Here is a 20,057-nt window from a genome sequence, read left to right on the forward strand (position 1 = left end):
GGGTCACCGCGGTCATCCGCGCTTGAACTCCTCCCAGGTCACCTTCTTCACCTGGGGACCGTCATCCTTGGCGTGGCTCGCCAGGCCGTTGCACCCCTCGAAGTAGTCACCGGCCTGTGCCTGCGCCTGCGGCGACATGTCGGTGTCGCTGATCGCGATACCGTGGATGTGCTCCGCCCAGTTCCCCTGACTCGGGGTCCGGTGCCAAGCCGCGAACCCGACCTCGCGCAGCGCCTTCACCGCCGCGGTCTTGTTGGACAGGTTGCTCACCGAGATGTCGACCGCGCCGCCGCCGTCGTGCGTGCCACCCGAGGCGCCGACGCCGCCGGCGTTGTACGAACCCTGGGTGACGGTGAACTTGACCCCGGCCTTCTTCTCCGCGGCCGCGATCATGTCGGCGGTGCGCTTGTTCACCGTCTTGCCGTCCAGGCTGGTCTTCGCACCGACGCCGATCGGCGCCGACACGGTGTAGCGGCCCTTGCCCAGTTCGGTCAGCGAGCCCTTGCCGGGCAGACCGCTCGCGGCCAGGCCGCTGTGTCCCAGTGACTTCTGGTACTTCTTGTACGCGGTCACCGTCGAGGTGCCGAAGTGACCGTCGACCTGCTTCTTGTCGAGCAGGTTCTTCGCCGCCAGCGCTTCCTCGACCACCTTGACGCTCGGACCGGAACCCGGCGTGATCGACTGGTCGGCCTTGTACGGGTCCCACATGGCGGCCTTGACGACGGCCTCCATGTCGACCGACGGCGCGGCCACCGCGGGCTGTCCCGCCGTCGCCCCCATGAGCGCGGCTCCGGACAGAGCGGTGAATATCGCGGCGGTTGCCACCTTGCGCATGACTGCTCCTTCTCTCGGTGCTGCTCCCGGTGAACAGCTCGTGATCGACACTGGCCCCGGCGAGGGGGCGTCCGGAACCACCTGTACGGAACGTCTGACGTCAAAAGCGCAGGTTGACAGCGTTTGACAGCCGCGTCGCCCGGCCGAATCCGCTGGTCGGCACGGCGATCGGGGCGCGGTTCGCGATATGCTTACGCGGCCGCGCAGAGTGACGGAAAACGTTGTCACGTTGGACACGATCGCGAGGGGGAGCGTGCCGGGAGAACGGGCACCGGAGCTGGAAGCGTTCATGGCCGAGCTCCGGAAGCTACGGACGCGGGCCGGTGAGCCGTCCTTCCGGAAGATGGCCGCGAAGTCCGGTGCGGTGTCCCACGCGACACTGCACCTCACCGTCACCGGCAGACGGCTTCAGCCGTGGGAGACCGTCCGCGAGTTCGTCCGCGCCTGCGACGGTGACGAAGAGGAATGGCACGCCCGATGGCAGGGCGTCCAGCACGTCCTCTCCGCCGACCGCGAGCCGGACCCCGCGCCCGCGCCCGCCCGGTGGCGGTCGCGGTGGCGGTCCAAACGCGTGCTGGTGCCGCTGACCCTCGTCCTCGTCGCCGCGATCGCCGCCGTCGTCGTGCTCCTGGTGGCGCCGGGCGGCGAAGACGTCGCCGAGCCACCACATCCCGGGGACTCCAGCCGGTTCGTCAGCGACGTGACGATCCCCGACGACACCGTGGTCAAGCCGGGCAGCCAGTTCGTGAAGGTGTGGGAGATCAAGAACACCGGCACGGTCGAGTGGCGGAAGCGGTACCTGCGGCGCACGGACCTCCCGGTCGCGCCCGGCGCCTGCCGCACCCCGGAACGGATCCCCGTCAACGACACCGCCCCGCAGGGCCACGTGCAGGTGACGGTGACCGTGAGCACCCCGCCGACCGCGCCGGTGGACTGCAAGGTCTTCTGGAAGATGGTCGACGAACAGGACCGGGAACTGTTCCCCGCCAGCAAGCCGATCTACTTCTCCGTCCTCGTACGCCCCTGACGCCCTGAGTCCAGTTCTCGTGAGTGGTAATGACGGTTAGAACCGTCATTACCACTCACGAGCCACGGAACCGGCGAATTCACCTTGTTAGCCCCGGAAAGTGCGCTAGCCGCCGGATTCCGGGATCCCTACGCTGAAGTCCAGCGCGCGCAGCCCTCACCCCAACGGACCGAAGTATCGTCGGGAGCCTCCAGTGAGAAAAATCGTGCTCTGCGCCTTGTTCGTCCTTGGCGCCACCGCCCTTTCCCCGGCCGCGTCGGCGGCACAAAGCGCGTTCACCGTGTCCAGCACCGCTTTCGCCGACGGCGGCGTCATCCCCAAGGTCCACGAGTGCACCAGCGGCGGCGGGAACGATCCGGCCAAGCGGAACGAGTCCCCGCCACTGGCCTGGTCAGGCGCCCCCGCCGACGCCAAGAGCTACGCGATCGTCATGCGCGACCTCGACAACGCCAACCTCATCCACTGGGTCATCTACGACATCCCGGTGAGCACGACCTCGCTCCCCCAGAACGTCCAGCACGCCTACCGCCCGCCGGTGCCCGCGGGAGCCAGGCAGGTCTACTACCGCGGGAGCGCGAGCCTCTACGGCTACCAGGGCCCCTGCTCGCCCTCGACGGTGAACACCTACGAATTCGTCGTGCACGCCCTCGACCGGACGTCGCTGACCAGCCTGAACTCCAGTTCGTCGACCCAGACCGCGGCCAGGGCGATCACCGCGGCGTCGGTCGGTTCGGCCAGGATCAGCGGTAAGTCGTAAGACCGGCCGATCATCGTGGCAAAATCGGCGAAATGCAGATCGGGATGCTGGGCCCCTTCGAGGTTCGCACGGACGGCGGCCTCGCCGACGTGCCGGGCGCCCGGCTGCGCGGGTTGCTGATCGCCCTCGCGCTCGAACCGGGCCGGGTGGTCCCGAAGGCGACGCTCGTCGACTGGATCTGGGGCGAACAGCCACCGGCCGACGCGACGAATGCCTTGCAGCGCTTGGTTTCCCGCCTGCGGAAGGTGCTTCCGGACGGCGTGGTCGAGGGCCAGACGGACGGCTACCGGCTGAAGGTGGCGCCCGACGACGTCGACGCGGTGCGGTTCGAACGGCTTGTCGGGCAGGCCCGCGGCGACGAGGGGCCGCGACGGCTGCGCGAGGCGCTCGGCCTCTGGCGTGGTGCGGCCATGCAGGACGTCGGTCTGCCGGACAGCGGCGCGTTCGACGCGGCGGTCACCCGGCTCGAAGGGCTGCGCCTGACGGCCATGGAGGACCGGTTCGACGCGGAACTCGACCTCGGCCACGGCGCGGACCTGGTCACGGAGCTGACCGACCTGGTGGCCGCGCATCCGATGCGCGAGCGGCTCGTCGCCGCGCTGATGCGGGCCCTCGCCGCGACCGGCCGCGACACCGAGGCGCTGCTCGTCTACCAGCGCACGAGGGAAGCACTGGCCGACGCGCTGGGCGTCGATCCCTCGCCGGAGTTGTCCGCGGTGCACGTCGCGCTGCTGCGTGGCGAACTGGGACGGCGCGAGGAGAACCGCAAGACCAACGTGCGCGCCGAACTGACCAGTTTCGTCGGCAAGGACGCCGATGTCGCAGCGGTCCGCGATCTCGTCGCCGAGCACCGGCTCACCACGCTGATCGGCCCGGGCGGTTCGGGAAAGACCAGGCTCGCCACGGAAACCGCCCGCACCCTGCTCGGTGACCTGCCGGACGGGGCCTGGCTGGTGGAACTCGCCCCCCTCGGCCCGGACGGTGACGACAAGGGTGGGAACAACAAGGGGGGTGGGCCCGAAGGGCAGGGGGGCGGGAACAACATCGCGCAGGCGACGCTCGCCGCGCTCAGCCTGCGGGACGCGCTGCTCGGCGACTCGAGCGGCGCCGAACCCGCCGACCGGGTCATCGCCGCGATCCGCGAACGCGAAGTGCTGCTGATCCTGGACAACTGCGAGCACGTGATCGAATCGGCCGCGGCCTTCGCCCACCGGGTGCTCGGCGAATGCCGCCGCCTGCGGATCCTGGCGACGAGCCGGGAACCGCTCGGCATCACCGGGGAAGCCCTGTGGCACGTCGTGCCGTTGGCTCTGCCGGACAAGCACGCCTCCCCCGGCGATATCGAGTCCTCCCCCGCCGTCCGGCTGCTGCGCGACAGGGCGCGCGTGGTGCGCAAGGATTTCGTGGCCGACGAGGGCACGCTGTCGACGATGGCGCGCGTCTGCCGGGTACTGGACGGGATGCCGCTGGCGATCGAACTGGCCGCGGCCCGGTTGCGCACCATGTCCATCGACCAGCTCGCCAACCGGCTCGACGACCGGTTCCGCCTGCTGACCGGCGGCAGCCGGACGGCGCTGCCCCGGCACCGGACGTTGCGCGCGATGGTCGACTGGAGCTGGGAACTGCTGTCCGAGGCCGAGCGGACGGTCCTGTGCCGGCTCTCGGTCTTTTCGGGTGGCGCGAGTCTGGAAGCGGCCGAGCGGGTGTGCATCAGCGAGGCCGTCGAGCAGTACGAGGTCCTCGAACTGCTCACCGCGCTGACCGAAAAGTCGCTGCTGGTCGCCGCGGGCGACGAGGCACCGCGCTACCGGATGCTCGGCACGATCAAGGAGTACGCGGCGCAGCGGCTCGCCGAAGCGGGGGAAGCGGAACTGGCGCGCCACGCGCATCTCACCTATTTCACCGAACTCGCCGAGGCCGCGGAGCCCATGCTCCGCCGCGCGGAACAGCTGGAATGGCTCGCCAAGCTCAACTCCGAGCACGACAACATCAGTGCCGCGATGCGCGGCGCACTCGCGGCGGGCGAAGCGCCCGAGGCAATGCGGCTCGCGGCGGCCTCCGGCTGGTACTGGTGGCTCAGTGGCCATCGGGCCGAAGGCATGGAGCTGGTCAGCGCGGCCGTCGCGACACCCGGCGAGTCGCCGGATGAGGTCGCGGCCGTCGTGTACGGGCTCGTCTCGCTGTTCGTGAGCTCGGGTTTCGCCGACGAGCACACCGCGGCGAAGTGGATCCACGAGTCGTACCGGCTGAGCAGGCTCAGCGAGTCGGCCCATCCGCTGACGGGGCTCGTGGTGCCGCTGGTCCGCATGCTGGAGGGGGCGGACTTCTTGTCCGCGTGGGAACCGGTGCTCGAGGACGCGGACCCCTGGGTGCGCGCACTGGCCCGGCTGCACCTCGGCAAGATGCGGATCGTGCTCGGCCACCCCGGACCGGACGCGGAGATCCATCTCGAGCAGGCGCTCACCGAGTTCCGGGCGATCGGCGAACGGTTCGGGATCTCGTTCGCCCTGACCGAGCTGGCGGACCGGATGGCCATGCGCGGCGAGTTCGCGCGCGCGTGCGACTACTACGAAGAGGCGATCACGGTCGTGACCGAGGTCGGTGCCGTCGAGGACCTCATCCGGCTGCGGTCGCGACAGGCCCAGCTGTACTGGCTGCTGGGTGACGAGGAGGCCAGCGCGGCCTCCACCGCCGAAGCGCTGCGCTACGTCGAGCGGGTCACCTGGCCGGACGCGCTGGGCATGCTGGCCCTTTCGCGGGCGGAACTCGCCCACTGGCGCGGCGAAACCGAGGAGGCGTCCCGGCAGCTCGCCGTCGCGGCGAGTGTGATGGGCGAGGAAGCGGAGCTCGGGCACGTCCGTGCCATCACCCACGACCTGCTGGCCTACCTCGCGGACGATCTCGAGGAGGCGCGCAAGCACCGCGAAGCGGCCTGCCAGGCGGCGGTCGAGTCGCAGCACGTGCCCCTGATCGCCCACATGATCGTCGGGGTCGCGGACCAGGCGCTGCGCCGCGACGAGCCCGAGCAGGCCGCGCGCCTGCTCGCGGCGGCGGACGAACTGCGCGGGCTGCCGGATCGTTCCCGTCCGGACGTGGCCAGGATCGAGCGGACAGTGCTGCGCCGCCTCGGCGAAGCGAAGTTCGCGGAGGCGGCGCGGGAAGGCACCCAGGCGGACTGGAAGCGGCTGGTCGAGGTCACGCTCGCTTCTTGAACGTCGAGGACGCCCACAGGTACCCGGCGAGCGCGATCCCGGTGATCCACCCCAGAGCGGGGATCACGTCGCCGGCGGCGGGTGCGCCGTTGAGCAGCCCGCGCAGGGTCTCGATGATCGGTGTGAAGGGCTGGTACTCCGCGAACTCCCGGAGGCCGGGGCCCATCTTCTCCGCCGGCACGATCGCGCTGCTGAAGAACGGCAGCATGACCAGCGGCACGGAGGCCATCCCCGCGGTTTCCGGGGACTTGGCGGCCAATCCCAGCGCGACCGTGAGCCAGCCGGCGGCGAAACCGAGCAGCACGACGATCCCGGCCACGCCGAGCCAGTCGAGGAAACCCGCCGCCGGCGCGAAACCCAGCAGGAAGGCCACCCCGACGAGCGCCACGATGGCGACGAGGTTGGTCAGCACACTGGCCACCACATGCCCGGTCAGCACCGCGCCGCGGGAGACGTCCATGACCTTGAAGCGGTTGATGATGCCCTTCGTCATGTCGGAGTTGACCGCCGTCGCGGTGGCGCCGAGTCCGTAGCAGACGGCCATCAGCATCAAGCCCGGTGTCGCGTAGTCGATGTAGTCGACGCCGACGCTGAACGCGTCTCCGAACACGTAGACGAACATCAGCATCATCACGACCGGCATGAGGACGGCGTTGAACACCGAGGTCGGATTGCGGGTGAGGTGCTTGAAGTTGCGGCGCAACATCACCATCGAAGGGGACTTCGCCCGCGCGGTCGGAGTGCGCGTGGCGCTGGTGTTCATGATCGTGGTGCTCACAGTGCGGCCTCCGTGTCGTGGCCCGTCAGGGCGAGGAAAACGTCATCGAGATCAGGGGTTTGGACGGAGAACTCGTCGGCGGCGATCGAGTACTCGTCGAGCCGGTCCAGCAGCGCGCGCAGGGATTTCGTCCCGGCGTCGCTGGGCACCCGCAGGGTCAGCGTCTCGTCGTCCCGGTCGGCGCCGGGGAAGACCCGCGCCGCCGCGTCGAGTTCGGCGACGGTGGTGAACCGGAGCCGGACGTGGGTGCCCGGCATCCGGCGCTTGAGTTCGCCGGGAGTGCCCTCGGCGACCAGGTGGCCTTGGTCGAGGACCGCGATCCGGTCGGCGAGCTGATCGGCTTCCTCGAGGTACTGGGTGGTGAGGAAGATGGTGACGCCGTCGGCCACCAGCTCGCGGATGATCGACCACATCGTGCGACGGCTGCGCGGGTCCAGTCCGGTGGTCGGCTCGTCGAGGAAGATGATCCGCGGACCGCCGACGAGCGTCATCGCCAGATCCAGTTTCCGGCGCATGCCCCCGGAGTAGGTCGACGCCGGTTTCCGCGCGGACTCCACCAGGTCGAAGCGTTCCAGCAGCTCGTCGACGACCCGGTCGCCACCGGCGGAGCCCCGGCTCAGGTCCACCATCAGCCGCAGGTTCTCCTGGCCGGTCAGGAGTTCGTCCACCGCCGCGAACTGGCCGGTGACCCCGATCGCCGCCCGCACCGCCTTGGCCTCGGTCACCAGGTCGTGCCCGGCGACCCTCGCCGTTCCGCCGTCGGCCCGCGTCAGGGTGGTCAGCAGGTTCACCGTCGTCGTCTTGCCCGCCCCGTTCGGGCCGAGCAGGGAGAAGATGGTGCCCGCCGGGACGTCGAGATCGATGCCGTCGAGCACGACCTTGTCGCCGAAGGTCTTCCGCAGCCCGGAGACCGCGATCGCTGTTTCTGTCATGGGAGCCACTGTGGGCGGCCGGGCTGACACGCTCCCGCCACGCCACTGACACGGCCGCTGACACGGCTTCCGCGGCGCCGGTGTCAGTGCCGTGTCAGCCGGATGTCAGGTCCGGAAGCGAGGGTGGTCGGCACAACCACCACGAAAGGAAACCCGATGACTCAGACGGTTCCCGTCCCGCAGGGCCTCCCGATGCTGCGTGACGCGGGTCCCTTCGACCCGCCGCGCGAGATCTCCCGGCTGCGCGACGCCCGCCCGGTGAGTCCGATGGTCTTCCCCGACGGTCACGAGGGCTGGCTCGTCACCGGCTACGACGAGGTCCGGCAGATGATGGCCGACACCCGGTTCAGCTCCCGCCAGGACATCGGCATCCTCCACCTGCCCTACGAGACGCCGGGGATGCCCGCGCCGACCGAACCTTCCCCGCCGATGCCGGGCATGTTCGTCGCGATGGACCCGCCGGACCACGGACGGCTGCGGAAGCGGCTCACCGGCGCTTTCACCGTGAAGCGGATGAAACAGCTGGAAGAGCACATCGTCGAGATCACCGAGCGGCAGCTGGACGCGATGGCCCGCCTCGTCCCGCCGGTCGACCTGGTCAAGGAGTTCGCACTGCCGGTGCCGTCGCTGGTGATCTGCGAACTGCTCGGTGTCCCCTACGAGGACCGGGAGAAGTTCCAGGCCAATTCCGCGCAGCTCATGGTCAGGGACCAGACGCTGGAAGAGAAGATGGCCGCGTTCATCGGGATGAACACCTTCCTCACCGAACTGGTCACGCGCAAACGCGAGACACCCGAGGACGACATCCTGTCCGACCTGGGCAAGTACGACGATCTCACCATCGAAGAGCTGGCGGGCGCCGCGTTCCTCCTGCTGTTCGCCGGCCACGAGACCACCGCGAACATGCTCGCGCTGGGCACCTTCGCGCTCCTCGAACACCCCGAGCAGCTGGCCGATCTGCGCGCCGACGCGGAACTGCTGCCCGGCGCCGTCGAGGAACTCCTTCGCTACCTGTCCGTCGCCGACATCTTCTTCCGCTACGCCACGGAAGACCTCGAACTCGGCGGCGAAACGATCCGTGAGGGATCGACCGTCATCGTCTCGCTGCTGGCCGCCAACCACGATCCGCGCCGCTTCGAGAACCCCGACACCTTGGACATCCGCCGCAACGCGCGTGGTCTCCTGTCCTTCGGCCACGGTATCCACCAGTGCCTCGGCCAGCAGCTGGCGCGGATCGAGATGCGCGCGGGTTTCGAGGGGCTGCTCCGGCGTTTCCCGACCCTCGAACTCGCCGTGCCCGCCGAGGACGTGCGGCTCAAGACCGACATGAACATCTACGGCGTCCACGCTCTGCCCGTGACCTGGGCCTGACCCCTCGTGAGTGGTAATGACGGTTAGAACCGTCATTACCACTCACGAGACCGGTTCGGTCAGGACCAGCCGAGGGGGACGACCTCCGCCGCGGCCGTCCACGGGCCACGTCCGCCCGCCTCGGTGAGCGCGCGGAAACGCACGTAGCGGGCCCTCGACGGCCAGAACCGCAGAGTCTTCAGGACGGCGTCGTCGGCGAAGGTCCCGGTGGCGACCGGGTTCCCCCAAGCCGCACCGTCGGCGCTCAGGTAGACCTCGTAACGGCCGACGCGGCCGTTCGCGGAGCCGTCCTGGCGCGGGAGATAGGTCAGGCCGGTGACGGTGCGGGTGGCGCCCAGATCGAGCTGGAGCTCGTGGGGCAGCGGATCCGCCCCGCCGGACCACTTGGTGTGCCAATGGGTGGCGGGGACGCCGTCGACGGCGTTCGTGGCGGCACCGGATTCGCCAACGGTCTCCTGGCTGTCGGCCGAGCGGACGGTGGCCGGGAGCGGTCCGGAGCCCATGACCGGGTCACTGACGCTCTCGGCGCCGGTCTCGACGTGGCCCGCGAAGCGGCGCAGGAAACCGTCGGGCCCCTGTGCGGTCAGGTCGTACCAGCCGCTCATGCCGCCTTCGGTGCTGAACCAGTCCTCGACGGTCGCGCCCGGCGCGACCGAGTACGTCCACGGTCCGCCGCCCCGGTTGCCGGTGCGCACGGTCAGCTCGCAGGCGGCGCCGCCGGTGTTGGTCATCTTCAGGTACACGACGCCGGAACCCTGGCGCAGCACGACTTCCGGATTCGGTTTGCCCGCGGTGGTCGCGGTGATCCGGTTGCCCGCGAACCGCCGCAGGAAACCGTTGGGGCCGTGCGCGGTGAGGTCGTACGCCCCCGCAGGGGTGCCCGCCTGCCAGTAATCCGAGAGGGTCGCCCCGGCGCCGACGGTGTAGCGCCACGGCCCGTCGGTCCGGTACGCGGTGGCGTAGACGTAGAAATGCGCGCCGGCGGTTCCGGTGTTGGCGAAGTCGATCCAGAACCGCTCGGCCGTCACGCGCCCCGACACCGTCAGCTGATACGGCAACGGCCGCGCCGTCCGGACCCCGCTTTCCGGCACGGGCGCCTTCTGCACCGACGGTGGTTGCGGCTGGGTGTTCCACGGACCGCTCGTCGGCACCGGCTTGGTCAGCGCCGGGTAGGTGGCGTTCGGCGCCGTGGTGTCCAGCGCCGACGTCAGATCGCCGCAGACGGTGCGCCGCCACGGCGAGATGTTCGGTTCGGCGACGCCACTCCACCGCTCCAGGAACCGCAGCACGGAGGTGTGGTCGAAGACCTCCGAACACACCTTCCCGCCCCGGCTCCACGGCGAGATGACGAACATCGGCACGCGCACACCCAGCCCGATCGGCTCGCCGGAGACGAATTCGTCGGTCGTGGCGACGGAACTCTTGCCCTCCGCGTCGGACGCGGGTGGCGCGGGCGGCGGCATGTGGTCGAAGAAACCGCCGTCCTCGTCGTAGGTCAGCAGGAACAGCGTCTTGTTCCACACGTCGGGCCGGGAAGCGATCGTGTCGAGGATTCCCTTGACCAGATCGGCACCGGTGTTGGGGCCCCACGCGGGATGTTCGGTCTGCGTCTCCGGGGCGACGATCCAGGACACCGACGGCAGCTTGCCCGCGTCGACGTCGCTTTTGAAGGTGTTCAGCAGTTGTTTCGGCGCGACCCTGGCCAGGCCGCGGTCGTAGAGGGCGCGCTCGTCCGCGGACAGGGTCGCGACCCCCGCCGCCAGCCCGTCGAGCAGGCGGGTCCGTTCCGCGGCCGAAGCCGAATCCAACGCGTAGTAGAAGTACTCCAGTTTCGGGAAGGCCTTGCCCGCGGAATCCTTCACCTTCGACAACGCCTTGGCGCCGACGGCCAGGAAACCGCTGAAATAGTCCAGCGAATTGTCGCCGTAGTTGTCCCATTCCTGATAAACCCGCCAGCTGCGGCCCGCGGTCTGCAGACGCTCGGCGTAGGTCTTCCAGGTGTAACCGGTGTGCCCGGGGTTCTGCCAGGCCGCGTTGCCGATCGCCCGGGTGACCCCGTCCGGCTCGTACCCGAGTTTGCCGGTGAACAGGTACATCCGGTTCGGGTTGGTGGGGCCCATTTCCGAGCAGTGGTAGGCGTCGCAGACGGTGAAGGCGTCGGCCAGCTCGTGATAGAACCGCAGCGCGGATCGCGTGTGATAGGTCAGCGAACGCACACCCTTGGCCGCGCGCCACCCGTCGTGACGGCCCTTGTTCCACGCCCGGTGCCCGCCGGACCAGCTGTGGTCGACGTCGGCCATGAACTGGTCGTCGATCGCGTAGGGAAGCAAGGTGCCCGTGCCGTCGGGCTGCTGGAAGACCGAAGCCCCGGAAGGCAGCTTGATCGCCGCCGGATCGCCGAAGCCCCGGACCCCGCGCAGCGTGCCCAGATAATGGTCGAACGACCGGTTCTCCTGCATGAAGACGACGACGTGCTCGATGACGTCGAGTCCGCCCGTCGGCGCGTCGGCGGCGAGCGCCTGCCGGACACTCGCCGGGAGCAAGGTGAAAGCGGAAGCCGCACCAGCGGCCTTCAGCAGGGTACGACGGCGCACGGAGCCCTCCAGAAACTGCGTTGAACCCGCTCGAATGTGTTCGAAACTGCACCTTTGGCGCGGCTAACGAGCAGATGGAAGCATAGAGGGCTGCCCGGGTTCAAGAGTTCGGACCGCGGGCTGCATGAACGGAGCAAGAGGACACGACTTTCGGATGGTGGCGCGACCGGCGGGATCCGGGAGCCCGCGGTGGGGCCGCCTCCGGGAGCCGGACCCACTGGCTACCGCTGATCCGGCTCTGGAGGTGTCCTCGCGTGCAATGAAAGGCCCCTTCATTGCGAATTTCGCAATGAAGGGGCCTTTCATTGCACGACCACGAGGCGGTCTCATGCCTTCCGGCTACCAGTCGGCGCACAGGGTGACGCCCGGCTCGACCATCTCGAGGTCGTGGAACAGCTCCTCGATCTCGGCCTTGGTGCGGAAGGTGCCCGAGCCCATCGGGCTGTGGAGCAAAGGACGCGACTTTCGGATGGTCGCGCGACCGGCGGGATCCGGGAGCCCGCGGTGGGGCCGCCTCCGGGAGCCGGACCCACTGGCTGCCGCTGGTCCGCCCTGAAGTGGGCCTCCTGAGTGTTATGAACGGGACTTTCATAACAAAATTCGTTATGAAAGTCCCGTTCATAACACGCTGAAGTCCCCAAACTCGGGGCGGAAGAAGCCCGCGGTGGGGGCCGCCCCCCTTGAGCGGCCCCCACCCGGCTCATCCGGCCGGAACCGGCCGGACGCTCATCCCCTCTCTTCGGACCGCCGGGGCAGGGCCGCCAGCGAGAGCACCATCACGACCGGCCAGATCACGGCGAGCACCGAGGCTCCCCCGAAGGTGATCGCCGTGACCGACACGGCCGTCGCGACCAGCCCGCCGATGGGTGACACGTAGCAGAACCCCAAGGGGCCCAAGAAAAGTGTCCACAGCAAAGCGGCCTTGACGGATTTGGCGGGCGGACGGGGAACCGGATACCGCCCCGGGCCGACGACCTCGTGATCGGCGCCCTGGTACCACCCGCCGGACATCAGCGGCGGATGCGGCGCGAAGAAGGCCGGTCTTCGCCCGAACGCCTTGGGGGTCAGCGGATCCGACCCGGCGTGCGGCCGGCCGTGCTCCTTCGGCGGTCCCATGACACTTTCGGCACTGCGCATGACATCCTCCCCCGTCGCCGGCCCGAGGCCTGGTGAACTCACCCCGTGCCTGGCACAATTACCGGTTGCGGTGCGAAACTTCCGGGTCGTTCTGCCCACTGACCATGGTGACGAGTCGGGGGAGTTGCTGATGCGTCAAATGGAACAGAGCGCCGATCCGATTCCCCGGCTAGCGGCAGCACCGGGATGACCGGTTCCTCCGAGGGCGAGCCGGGAGAACTCGGGACCTGGCGCCGGCTGACGGTGAGCGAGCAGGCCGCGCTCCGGGCCGCGGGTCATCTGAAGGTCTGGCGTCCCGGCCAGATCCTCGCCCTCCAGGGCAGCGCGCCCACCAGTATGTTCGTCGTCCTGCGCGGCTGGGTGAAGATCAGCGCCACGAACTATCGCGGCGAGGACGCGCCACTGGCCGCCCGCGGTCCCGCGGAGATCGTCGGCGAACTCGCCCCGATCAGCGGGCTCCCCCGCTCCGCCACGATGTCGGCGATCGACGAGGTGCACACGCTCATCGTGCCGAGGGAGAAGTTCCTCGGCGTATTGCGCGAACGGCCCCGGATCGCCGAGGAGATCTTCCGGACCGCGGCGATCCGGCTGCAGCAGTCCGACCGCCTGCGGCTCGAATCCGGCGGACCCGATTTCCCGCAGCGGCTCGCCGCGGTACTCCTGGAGCTGGCACTCCAGCACGACCTCGACTGGACGGCCGAAAAACAGGTCGAACTCCGCTTCAACCAAGGGGAATTGGCCGGATTCGCGCGCGTCTCGCGCAGCACCCTGATCCGTGGCCTCGACGAACTGCGCCGGCTGGGCGTGGTGCGCACCTCCCGTCAGCGCGTCACCATCACCCGGCCCCGCGCGCTCCGCGAACTGGCCGCCGGACGCCCGCCCCCGCCGGAAGGGGACTGATCGGTCACGAGATCTCGGCTATCCTTGTCAAGGTTCAACTCTCGCAACCGTTTCACGGGGTGGAGGGAATCGGCACGATGAGTTCTTTCTCGGCTAGTACGGAACCGGACATCGAATCCGCGTTGATCGATCTCGACGCGGTTTCCTTCACCGCGTTACGGGATCTGGACAGTGAAGCCTTCCGCCATTCGGCGCACCACGTCGTCGAACGCACCAGACATGTGCACGCGCGCTACCGGAGCCAGAACGCCGCGGGTGGCGAGCGGATCGACTGATGGCGCCTCCAGCCGAGACCGGCCCCGCGTTCCATCGCCTGTCCTGGCGGGATTTCGACGCACTCGCCCGTCTCGAGGGCGACGAGGACATGGCTCGCCGCCTGCGCCGGGCCGAGCGGAGCAGACGAAAGCTGCTGATCCACGCGCTGCTGACAGACGCCACGAAGACGCCGGGCCACTCGGGGCCCTTGCCGCCCCTGGATTCCGCCTGGGAACTCTTCGCCCGCGCGGAAGCGAGGGAACCGCGCACGGTGAACCGGATGCTCACCAATCCGTACACCGGTAGCTGGGCGGGGTACACGACTCGCTTGCTGCGCAACGGAATCGACGGCGTCGGTCCTTTGTGGATGCATCTGGGCCACGCGCACGCGATCGCGGCGGCCGCGGCGATCCGGGCGGGGCTGGACTTCGAGACCGCCATCCCGGTGTGGCACGGCAACGCGATGCTCCCCTCCCTCGGCATGGCCAGGTTCCCTGGCATCGGCACGTTCTCTTCGGCCGTCGTGCGGGGCGTGGGCGGCCGGTACTCCGTCTCGAACGCCGGAACGACGGTCCGCCTCCCGGCCGCGCCCGGTTCCGACGCCCCGGGCTGGTGGGGGATCCGCCGCGTACGGAGCCAGGTCGGCGCGCACCGGTTTTCGTTGTGGCTCGACGATCTCGACCCGTACCGCGGGCTCTACGAACCGATTCCGCCGGATCGGCTGCCGGACAAGGACGTCGCGGCTTGGCAGCGGCTGATCGACGAGTCCTGCCGCCTGATCGCCGACCAGCTGCCGTCACTGGCCCGGATCATGCCGGTGGGGCTGGCCACGCTGGTGCCCAAACCACGGGTGCCCTTCCGGAATCCGAGCGCGTCGACCGGGGAGGCGTTCGGCAGCGCGGTGGTCGCCCTGCCCACCGACGGCGCGGCGCTCGCCGACACCCTGATCCACGAATTCCAGCACATCGTGCTCGGTGGCCTGCTGCACCTGGTCGAGCTGTACGAACCGGATCCGAGAGAACGGATCTACGTCGCCTGGCGAGACGATCCGCGGCCGTTGAGCGGTGCGCTGCAAGGGGTCTACGCCTTCTTCGGCGCGACGGCCTTCTGGCGCGCACTCGCCAACGCCGGTCTGCGGCCACGGCGTTCGGCCTTCGAGTACGCCTATTGGCGCGCGCAGACCTGGCGCACCCTGCAAGTGCTGCGGACGGATTCGACCCTCACCGACGCGGGCCGTCGTTTCCTCGACGGTATCGCGGAACGCCTCGGCCCCTGGCAGGACGAGAGCGTCCCGGCCGAGGCGAGCGAACTGGCCGACGCTGCCGCCCGCGACCATCTCGCCGGCTGGCGCGTCCGTCATCTCCGCCCGAGTCCGGCACTGGTCACCGCGGTGACGGAAGCGTGGCTGAGCGGCCGTTCACGACCGCCCACCACCCTGCACGTCACCGATCTGCCGCCCACGCCGGTGCCGGACGGCGCCTGGTCCCCGGCGCGGACCGATCTGATCCGGCTCGCCGTCAGCGACGCCGCCCCACCGCTCGACCCGGCCGGGCGACCCGCCGTACCCGGCGCCACCGCCGCCGATTTTGCTTACGCCCGAGGCGAATTCACCGAGGCGATCGCGGGCTATCGCGCGGAACTCGCCGCGGATCCCGACCGGCCGGCCTCGTTGGTCGGGCTCGGCCTCGCGCTCTCCGCGCGAGGTCCGGACCCGGCCGCCCGCGCTCTGCTGCACCGCCCGGAACTCGTCCGCGCGGTGCACCGTCAGTTGCGGACGCTCGCTCCACCGCCACCGTCGGTGGAGCGGATCGCCGCGTGGATCGGCAAGCTCGTTTCGGGCTGAGACGTCACATCAGCATGGGGTCGATGTCGCAGTCGGCGCGAGTACCGCGCACCGCCGCCTGGGTTCCCGGGTGGGCCTCGCCGAGGACCCGGCGGTACTTGCCGAGAATCGGGTCCTGGAAGGGAGCCGCCTCCTCGGTGCGGCCCGCGGCGGCGAGGTCCAAGCCGAGGTTGAAACTCGCGGCCAACGTGGTGGGGTGATCCTCCCCGAGCACTTGGCTCCCCCGCTCGACGGCGTCCTTGCCCAGCTCGATCGCCTTGTCGAGTTCACCCGACGCGGACAGTTCGCTGGCCAGGTTGATCGTGACGATGACCGCATACGGGTGATCCGGGCCGATACCGGCACGGAAGTACTCGAGGGCGCGTTCGTCGAGGGTGCGAGCGGCCGCGATGTCGCCCTGAAGCCGCAACGTCACCGCCAGGTCGGCGCTGGCGGCCAGGGTGTGCGGGTGGTGCTCGCCGAGGCCGTTGCGGTACCGGTCGAAGGTCTCCTCGCCGAGCTTCTTCGCCGCCGCCAGTTCGCCCGCGTGCCGGAGATCGATCGAGTGGGCGAGGGCGCAGGCCATCGTGGTGGCGTGCTCGTCCCCGTAGACGAGCCGGAACCGGCGGAGCGCGTCCGTCGACAGGGCCAGCGCGCCGGGGTGGTCGCCGTCCTTCCGGCGGGCCACCGAGAGAAGACAGGCGTTGGTGACGGAGTCCGGCTGATCCTCGCCGTAGCGCGCTTGGAAGTTTTCGGTGAGCCGTTCCTGCTGGACCCGGGCCTGGCCGTATTCGCCCGCCTCGCGCAGGTCCACGATCATCGCGCTGTTCGCGCTGAAGGTGCGGACGTGATCACGGCCGAGGACCTCGATGCGCCGCCGGTGCGTTTCCTGGTCCAATTCCAGCGCGGCCTGGTAAGTGCCGGAAAGCCGGAGGCTGATCCCGTGCTGGAACGCCGCGTTCAGCGTCTCCGGGTCGTCCTCGCCGAACATGCGCTTGGCCTTGAGGTAGACCTCTTCGCTCAGTTTGTTCGCCGCGGCGAAATCCCCCTGCGCGCGAAGGTCGATCGTGATGTTCCGCTGAAGAGCGAAGGTCTCCTCGTTCTCCTCGCCGGATACCTGCAGGCGCAGCGCGAGCGTGCGCTGGTTGAGTTCGGCGGCCTCGGTGTAGCGGCCGATCGCCCACAGGTAGAGCCCCAGCCGTGAGGACACTTCGAGTGTCTGCGGATGGGTCGGGCCCAGGGTTTCGGTGAAATGACTCCGCGCTTGAAGGCCGAGACGAGCGGCTTCCTCGTGATCGCCGTATTCGAACAGGTAGCGCATCAGGTTGATGTGGAGCTGACGCGGCCAGTCGTCGTCGCAGGCCAGCACGTTCGCCGCGTACGCGTGCGGCAGGAGTTCGCGGTAGCGCGACCAGTGCCTGCTGGATTCGGGGTCGTTCGGGTCGAGCGCGGCGAGCAGCTGATGCGCGCCGTGCTGCATCCGCGCGTGCACCTGGGGGGCCATGACCCGGTTGCGCAATACCAGCTGGACCAGCCGGTGCAGCTGGAGGGTGTTGCTGCCGTGGTCGATCTTCGCGAGGCCGTACCGGTTGATGTCGCGGATGGCGCGGGCCAGCTTGATCGGCTCTCGCAGGGCGGCGTCGAGTTCCGGGGAGATGGACACCCGGCTGACCCCGGTCAGCAGATCACGCGAAATCGGTTCCGGTGAGAAGAAGGCACAGATGTGCAGGATCTGATGTGCCGCCGGGTTGCGGGTCTTCAGCTCCTCGAACGAGACGTTCCAGGCCGCGGCGACGGAGACCTCGTAATCCGGCGCCGACGCGGTGTCGAGGATTTCCTCGACCGATTCGTCGAACAGGCGCAGATACTCCTGCACCGGCATCCCGGTCACCGCGCGCCAGGCCGCCGCCTGCTCGACGGCCAGTGGCAGATCGCCGAGTTTCTCGGCGAGTTCGTCGGCGTCGTGCGGGTCGATCTCCGGACCGCGGCGGCCGAGCAGTTCGATGCTCTCCTCGCGTTTGAAGACCGCGAGCTCGAGCGGACGCGCGATTCCGGCCCAGTCGGAGTTCCGGGAGGTGATCAGGATTTCGCCGGGACCGTTGCGCGGGAAGAACGGCAGCACGGTCTCCGGGCTTTCCGCGGCGTCGAAGACGAGGAGCCAGCGGCGGAACGGCCGTCCGGTCCGGAGCGCCTCGATCACCGCGGGGACCGCGATGTTCGCCTCGGACGCGCCCTGGAGACCGAGGATCCCGGCGAGTTCGGTGAGGCCCGCGCGGATCTGCGTGGTGTGCGCGGCGTCGATCCACCAGACCAGGTCGTAATCCTGGAGATGCCGATAGATGTATTCGGTGGCCATCTGCGTTTTGCCGATACCGCCGAGACCGTGCAGCGCCGACGGGAGCACCGCGGTGGTACCGCTGCTCAACCGTTTGGTGAGCTGGTCGAGCAGCTCGTCGCGACCGGTGAAATTGGGGTTGCGCGGCGGGACGTTCCCGAAGACCAAGGGCGGGTCGTCCGGCTGGCGCGTCGGGAAGGTCCGCGAAGTGCCCGAAGCCGCGGGATGAACGATCCTGGTCGTCGGCTCGTTCAAATCGGGTTCACTGAGGTAAGACGAGCGTCCCTGCGTCGCAGGTGTCGAGGCAGGTGGACGTTCGGCCGTCTCAGGCATCTTTGGGCTCTCACTCTTGATTGATGTCTTGATTGATTCAGATTCGGACAGGACAGCACTTTGGCTTTGCACGACATTCCGCAACCGGTCCGCGCGGGACAGATACGGTCCGGACAGCGCGCGCATGACGACGCTTTCCAGTTCGACGTCGGACGAGGACTCCTGGGTGAGCACCGGATCCGGCGTGTTGTTCGGGTCGGCGATGGCGTCTCGGAGGTGACCGAGCAGCGGAATCCGGCCACCGAAATGGGTGGCGGCCACTCGGACGACACTGGCCGTTTCCGACCGTCGCGCGCCGCTGAGCAGCAATTCCCGGACTGCCTCGGGAAAAGCGAAGACCCCACCTGTGTCCCAAGTGGACTTCCCTTCCCTGAGTCCGGGAGCGTACATGATCCCCGAGAGCAAAAGTTCGAGGAGGTGCTCCAGTCCCGCTTCCGGCACGAACCGTTGTCCCACCAGCTTCGCCACGTCGAGACGGACCGGGACCGCCGCGAGCAACTGCGCCAAGCGTAGCGCCGGCGGCGACGCGACACTGCGGAATCGGTGCACTCGTTCGGCGGGTGACAAAGTTACCGGCGAGTCGGGGGAATCGGACCGGGAAATCCGTTCCGTGGTGAGCACTATCGTGCCTTCGACGGCGGCGGCGTTTTCGCCGGTCATCAGTCCGGCCCACCACGCCAGCGCGCGGGGGCGCAGTTCGAGCACCGGTACCGGCACGGCACCGGCGGGTACCGGCGGACCGGGTTCGAGCCACGAGTCGGTGAGGTCGAACGCCCACCGGCCGTTGGGGGCCAACGCGTTCGGCACCCGCAGCCGGGCCTTATGGGGATTCATCCCGCAGCGCCCCCACAGCCATTGCGGGAGCAGATGCACGATGCTCACCGGCATCGCCGCACCCCAACGCGCCAGAATCGGGTACAGGGCGTCCTTCTTCTGCCAAGCGTCCCCGACCCCGTCGGTCAGCAGCAACACCGCACGCCGTCCCGACGCGTCCAGGATCTCGTTCGGGTCGCGGGCGGCCGCACCGGCCGTGCCGCCACGGAGGACGAGATCCTCCTGGCCGTTGTCCTTAGCGGTTTCCAACAGGCGGACCTGAATGGTGCGGAAAGCACCCACCTGCCGGAGCAATTCGACGAAAGCGGACACCCGGGGGCGCCACAACGCCATCGACGGCCCATTGTCGAGGACGAGCGTCAAGTCCAGCCAGCGCTCTTTTCTCGATCGGGTGACCGGCCACCACCGGCCGGTCTCCGCGACCCGGACGGCGGTCGCCTCTTCGTCCAGGACCACATTGTTGTGTCGCCGTGAAGGCGTCTCCCGTTTCAACGTTCTCAGCGCCCGGAAGTACTCCAGCGATTCCAGGAGCGCGGCGCCACCGCGCCCGGTGCCGTCCACCGCGGGTTCGGGCAGCTCACCGCGCACGGCGCCGATCCCGGTCTCCTCGCCACCGGCCTCGCCCGGTGACGGGACGTCGGGGATCGGGGGCCGTCGCGGTTCGGGCGGCGGGGAGAGCTCCCGGCGTTCCGAGGGGGTGTTGCGGATCCGCCCGTCCTCGTCCGCCGGATTCGGCTCCTGGACGGGATCCGGCCGTCCCGCCTCGCGCGCGGGAGACGCGGGCGCGATGGCCGCGGCCAGCCAGACGATGTCCGCGACGTCGGTCCAGTTCAGGTCCTCGAAGGTGAACCGCCTGCCGCGCTGGGGAAAGTCGGTCGTCCGCCACTCCGCCGCCGGGACGGAGCGCGAGTCGGAGGCACCGCCCGGCCCGCCCAT

13 protein-coding genes and 1 pseudogene are annotated in these 20,057 nt (G+C 69.2%); 7 read left to right on the forward strand and 7 right to left on the reverse strand.

The features are described 5' to 3' along the window. Positions 1-12: 12 nt before the first annotated feature. Entirely contained in the window at positions 13-834 is an 822-nt protein-coding gene (locus tag SD37_RS33820) for a peptidoglycan-binding domain-containing protein (protein ID WP_044851304.1), read from the reverse strand. A gap of 229 nt (positions 835-1,063) precedes the next feature. Between SD37_RS33820 and SD37_RS33825 the strand changes: the two genes are divergently transcribed. From SD37_RS33825 to SD37_RS33835, 3 genes are all read left to right on the forward strand, one after another. Further along, positions 1,064-1,861, forward strand: a complete 798-nt coding sequence (locus SD37_RS33825; RefSeq protein WP_236725180.1) for an NBR1-Ig-like domain-containing protein — start codon at positions 1,064-1,066, stop codon at positions 1,859-1,861. 205 nt (positions 1,862-2,066) lie between these two features. Beyond that, positions 2,067-2,618, forward strand: a complete 552-nt coding sequence (locus tag SD37_RS33830) for a YbhB/YbcL family Raf kinase inhibitor-like protein (protein ID WP_044851305.1) — start codon at positions 2,067-2,069, stop codon at positions 2,616-2,618. A gap of 32 nt (positions 2,619-2,650) precedes the next feature. After that, positions 2,651-5,830 carry an AfsR/SARP family transcriptional regulator gene (locus SD37_RS33835; RefSeq protein ID WP_044851306.1) on the forward strand — a complete coding sequence of 1,060 codons (3,180 nt, stop codon included), beginning with the start codon at positions 2,651-2,653 and terminating at the stop codon, positions 5,828-5,830. On the opposite strand, the gene SD37_RS33840 is transcribed toward SD37_RS33835, so the two are convergent. Together SD37_RS33840 and SD37_RS33845 are read right to left on the reverse strand one after the other, a co-directional pair. Beyond that, positions 5,814-6,536 carry an ABC transporter permease gene (locus tag SD37_RS33840; RefSeq protein ID WP_201788930.1) on the reverse strand — a complete coding sequence of 241 codons (723 nt, stop codon included), beginning with the start codon at positions 6,534-6,536 and terminating at the stop codon, positions 5,814-5,816. The genes SD37_RS33835 and SD37_RS33840 overlap by 17 nt on opposite strands. Positions 6,537-6,604: 68 nt before the next feature. Continuing rightward, positions 6,605-7,540, reverse strand: coding sequence for a daunorubicin resistance protein DrrA family ABC transporter ATP-binding protein (locus SD37_RS33845; protein ID WP_044851307.1), 936 nt, complete (start codon positions 7,538-7,540; stop codon positions 6,605-6,607). A gap of 156 nt (positions 7,541-7,696) precedes the next feature. On the opposite strand from SD37_RS33845, the gene SD37_RS33850 reads away from it, so the two are divergent. After that, positions 7,697-8,911 (forward strand): cytochrome P450, encoded by a 1,215-nt coding sequence (locus tag SD37_RS33850; protein WP_044851308.1) that lies wholly within the window; start codon positions 7,697-7,699, stop codon positions 8,909-8,911. A gap of 59 nt (positions 8,912-8,970) precedes the next feature. Here SD37_RS33850 and SD37_RS33855 read toward each other — a convergent pair whose 3' ends face one another. The 3 genes and pseudogenes from SD37_RS33855 to SD37_RS33860 all read right to left on the reverse strand — a co-directional run bounded on the left by SD37_RS33855 (position 8,971) and on the right by SD37_RS33860 (position 12,642). Next, the gene (locus SD37_RS33855; RefSeq protein WP_044851309.1) at positions 8,971-11,505 is read right to left on the reverse strand and encodes a phosphocholine-specific phospholipase C; all 2,535 of its coding nucleotides are present in this window, start codon (positions 11,503-11,505) and stop codon (positions 8,971-8,973) included. Positions 11,506-11,847: 342 nt separating this feature from the next. After that, positions 11,848-11,955: pseudogene (locus SD37_RS44390) on the reverse strand (SAM-dependent methyltransferase); the annotation flags it as partial. 276 nt (positions 11,956-12,231) lie between these two features. Beyond that, complete coding sequence (locus SD37_RS33860) at positions 12,232-12,642, reverse strand: hypothetical protein (RefSeq protein WP_044851310.1); 411 nt, start codon at positions 12,640-12,642, stop codon at positions 12,232-12,234. A gap of 186 nt (positions 12,643-12,828) precedes the next feature. On the opposite strand from SD37_RS33860, the gene SD37_RS33865 reads away from it, so the two are divergent. From SD37_RS33865 to SD37_RS33875, 3 genes are all read left to right on the forward strand, one after another. Next, on the forward strand, positions 12,829-13,542 hold the full coding sequence (locus tag SD37_RS33865) for a Crp/Fnr family transcriptional regulator (protein ID WP_044851311.1): 714 nt from the start codon (positions 12,829-12,831) through the stop codon (positions 13,540-13,542). Between the two features lie 77 nt (positions 13,543-13,619). Continuing rightward, a complete protein-coding gene (locus SD37_RS33870) occupies positions 13,620-13,817 on the forward strand; it encodes a hypothetical protein (protein WP_174567875.1) in 198 nt (65 codons plus the stop codon). Continuing rightward, positions 13,817-15,640 carry an HEXXH motif domain-containing protein gene (locus SD37_RS33875; RefSeq protein ID WP_044851313.1) on the forward strand — a complete coding sequence of 608 codons (1,824 nt, stop codon included), beginning with the start codon at positions 13,817-13,819 and terminating at the stop codon, positions 15,638-15,640. Before SD37_RS33870 ends, SD37_RS33875 begins: the two co-directional genes overlap by 1 nt. A gap of 4 nt (positions 15,641-15,644) precedes the next feature. Here the strand turns inward: SD37_RS33875 and fxsT are convergent, their stop codons facing one another. Beyond that, positions 15,645-20,057, reverse strand: a complete 4,413-nt coding sequence (gene fxsT / locus SD37_RS33880) for an FxSxx-COOH system tetratricopeptide repeat protein (protein WP_083255164.1) — start codon at positions 20,055-20,057, stop codon at positions 15,645-15,647.

This window comes from Amycolatopsis orientalis (assembly GCF_000943515.2).
Classification (GTDB): Bacteria; Actinomycetota; Actinomycetes; order Mycobacteriales; family Pseudonocardiaceae; genus Amycolatopsis; species Amycolatopsis orientalis.

What these genes read in the sequence shown, in the direction of transcription:
- SD37_RS33820 (WP_044851304.1), bottom strand. Translation starts at nt 834, where the DNA reads ATGCGCAAGGTGGCAACCGCCGCGATATTCACCGCTCTGTCCGGAGCC.
- SD37_RS33875 (WP_044851313.1), top strand. Translation starts at nt 13,817, where the DNA reads ATGGCGCCTCCAGCCGAGACCGGCCCCGCGTTCCATCGCCTGTCCTGG.
- SD37_RS33860 (WP_044851310.1), bottom strand. Translation starts at nt 12,642, where the DNA reads ATGCGCAGTGCCGAAAGTGTCATGGGACCGCCGAAGGAGCACGGCCGG.
- fxsT (WP_083255164.1), bottom strand. Translation starts at nt 20,057, where the DNA reads ATGGGCGGGCCGGGCGGTGCCTCCGACTCGCGCTCCGTCCCGGCGGCG.
- SD37_RS33865 (WP_044851311.1), top strand. Translation starts at nt 12,829, where the DNA reads ATGACCGGTTCCTCCGAGGGCGAGCCGGGAGAACTCGGGACCTGGCGC.
- SD37_RS33845 (WP_044851307.1), bottom strand. Translation starts at nt 7,540, where the DNA reads ATGACAGAAACAGCGATCGCGGTCTCCGGGCTGCGGAAGACCTTCGGC.
- SD37_RS33850 (WP_044851308.1), top strand. Translation starts at nt 7,697, where the DNA reads ATGACTCAGACGGTTCCCGTCCCGCAGGGCCTCCCGATGCTGCGTGAC.
- SD37_RS33835 (WP_044851306.1), top strand. Translation starts at nt 2,651, where the DNA reads ATGCAGATCGGGATGCTGGGCCCCTTCGAGGTTCGCACGGACGGCGGC.
- SD37_RS33870 (WP_174567875.1), top strand. Translation starts at nt 13,620, where the DNA reads ATGAGTTCTTTCTCGGCTAGTACGGAACCGGACATCGAATCCGCGTTG.
- SD37_RS33840 (WP_201788930.1), bottom strand. Translation starts at nt 6,536, where the DNA reads ATGTTGCGCCGCAACTTCAAGCACCTCACCCGCAATCCGACCTCGGTG.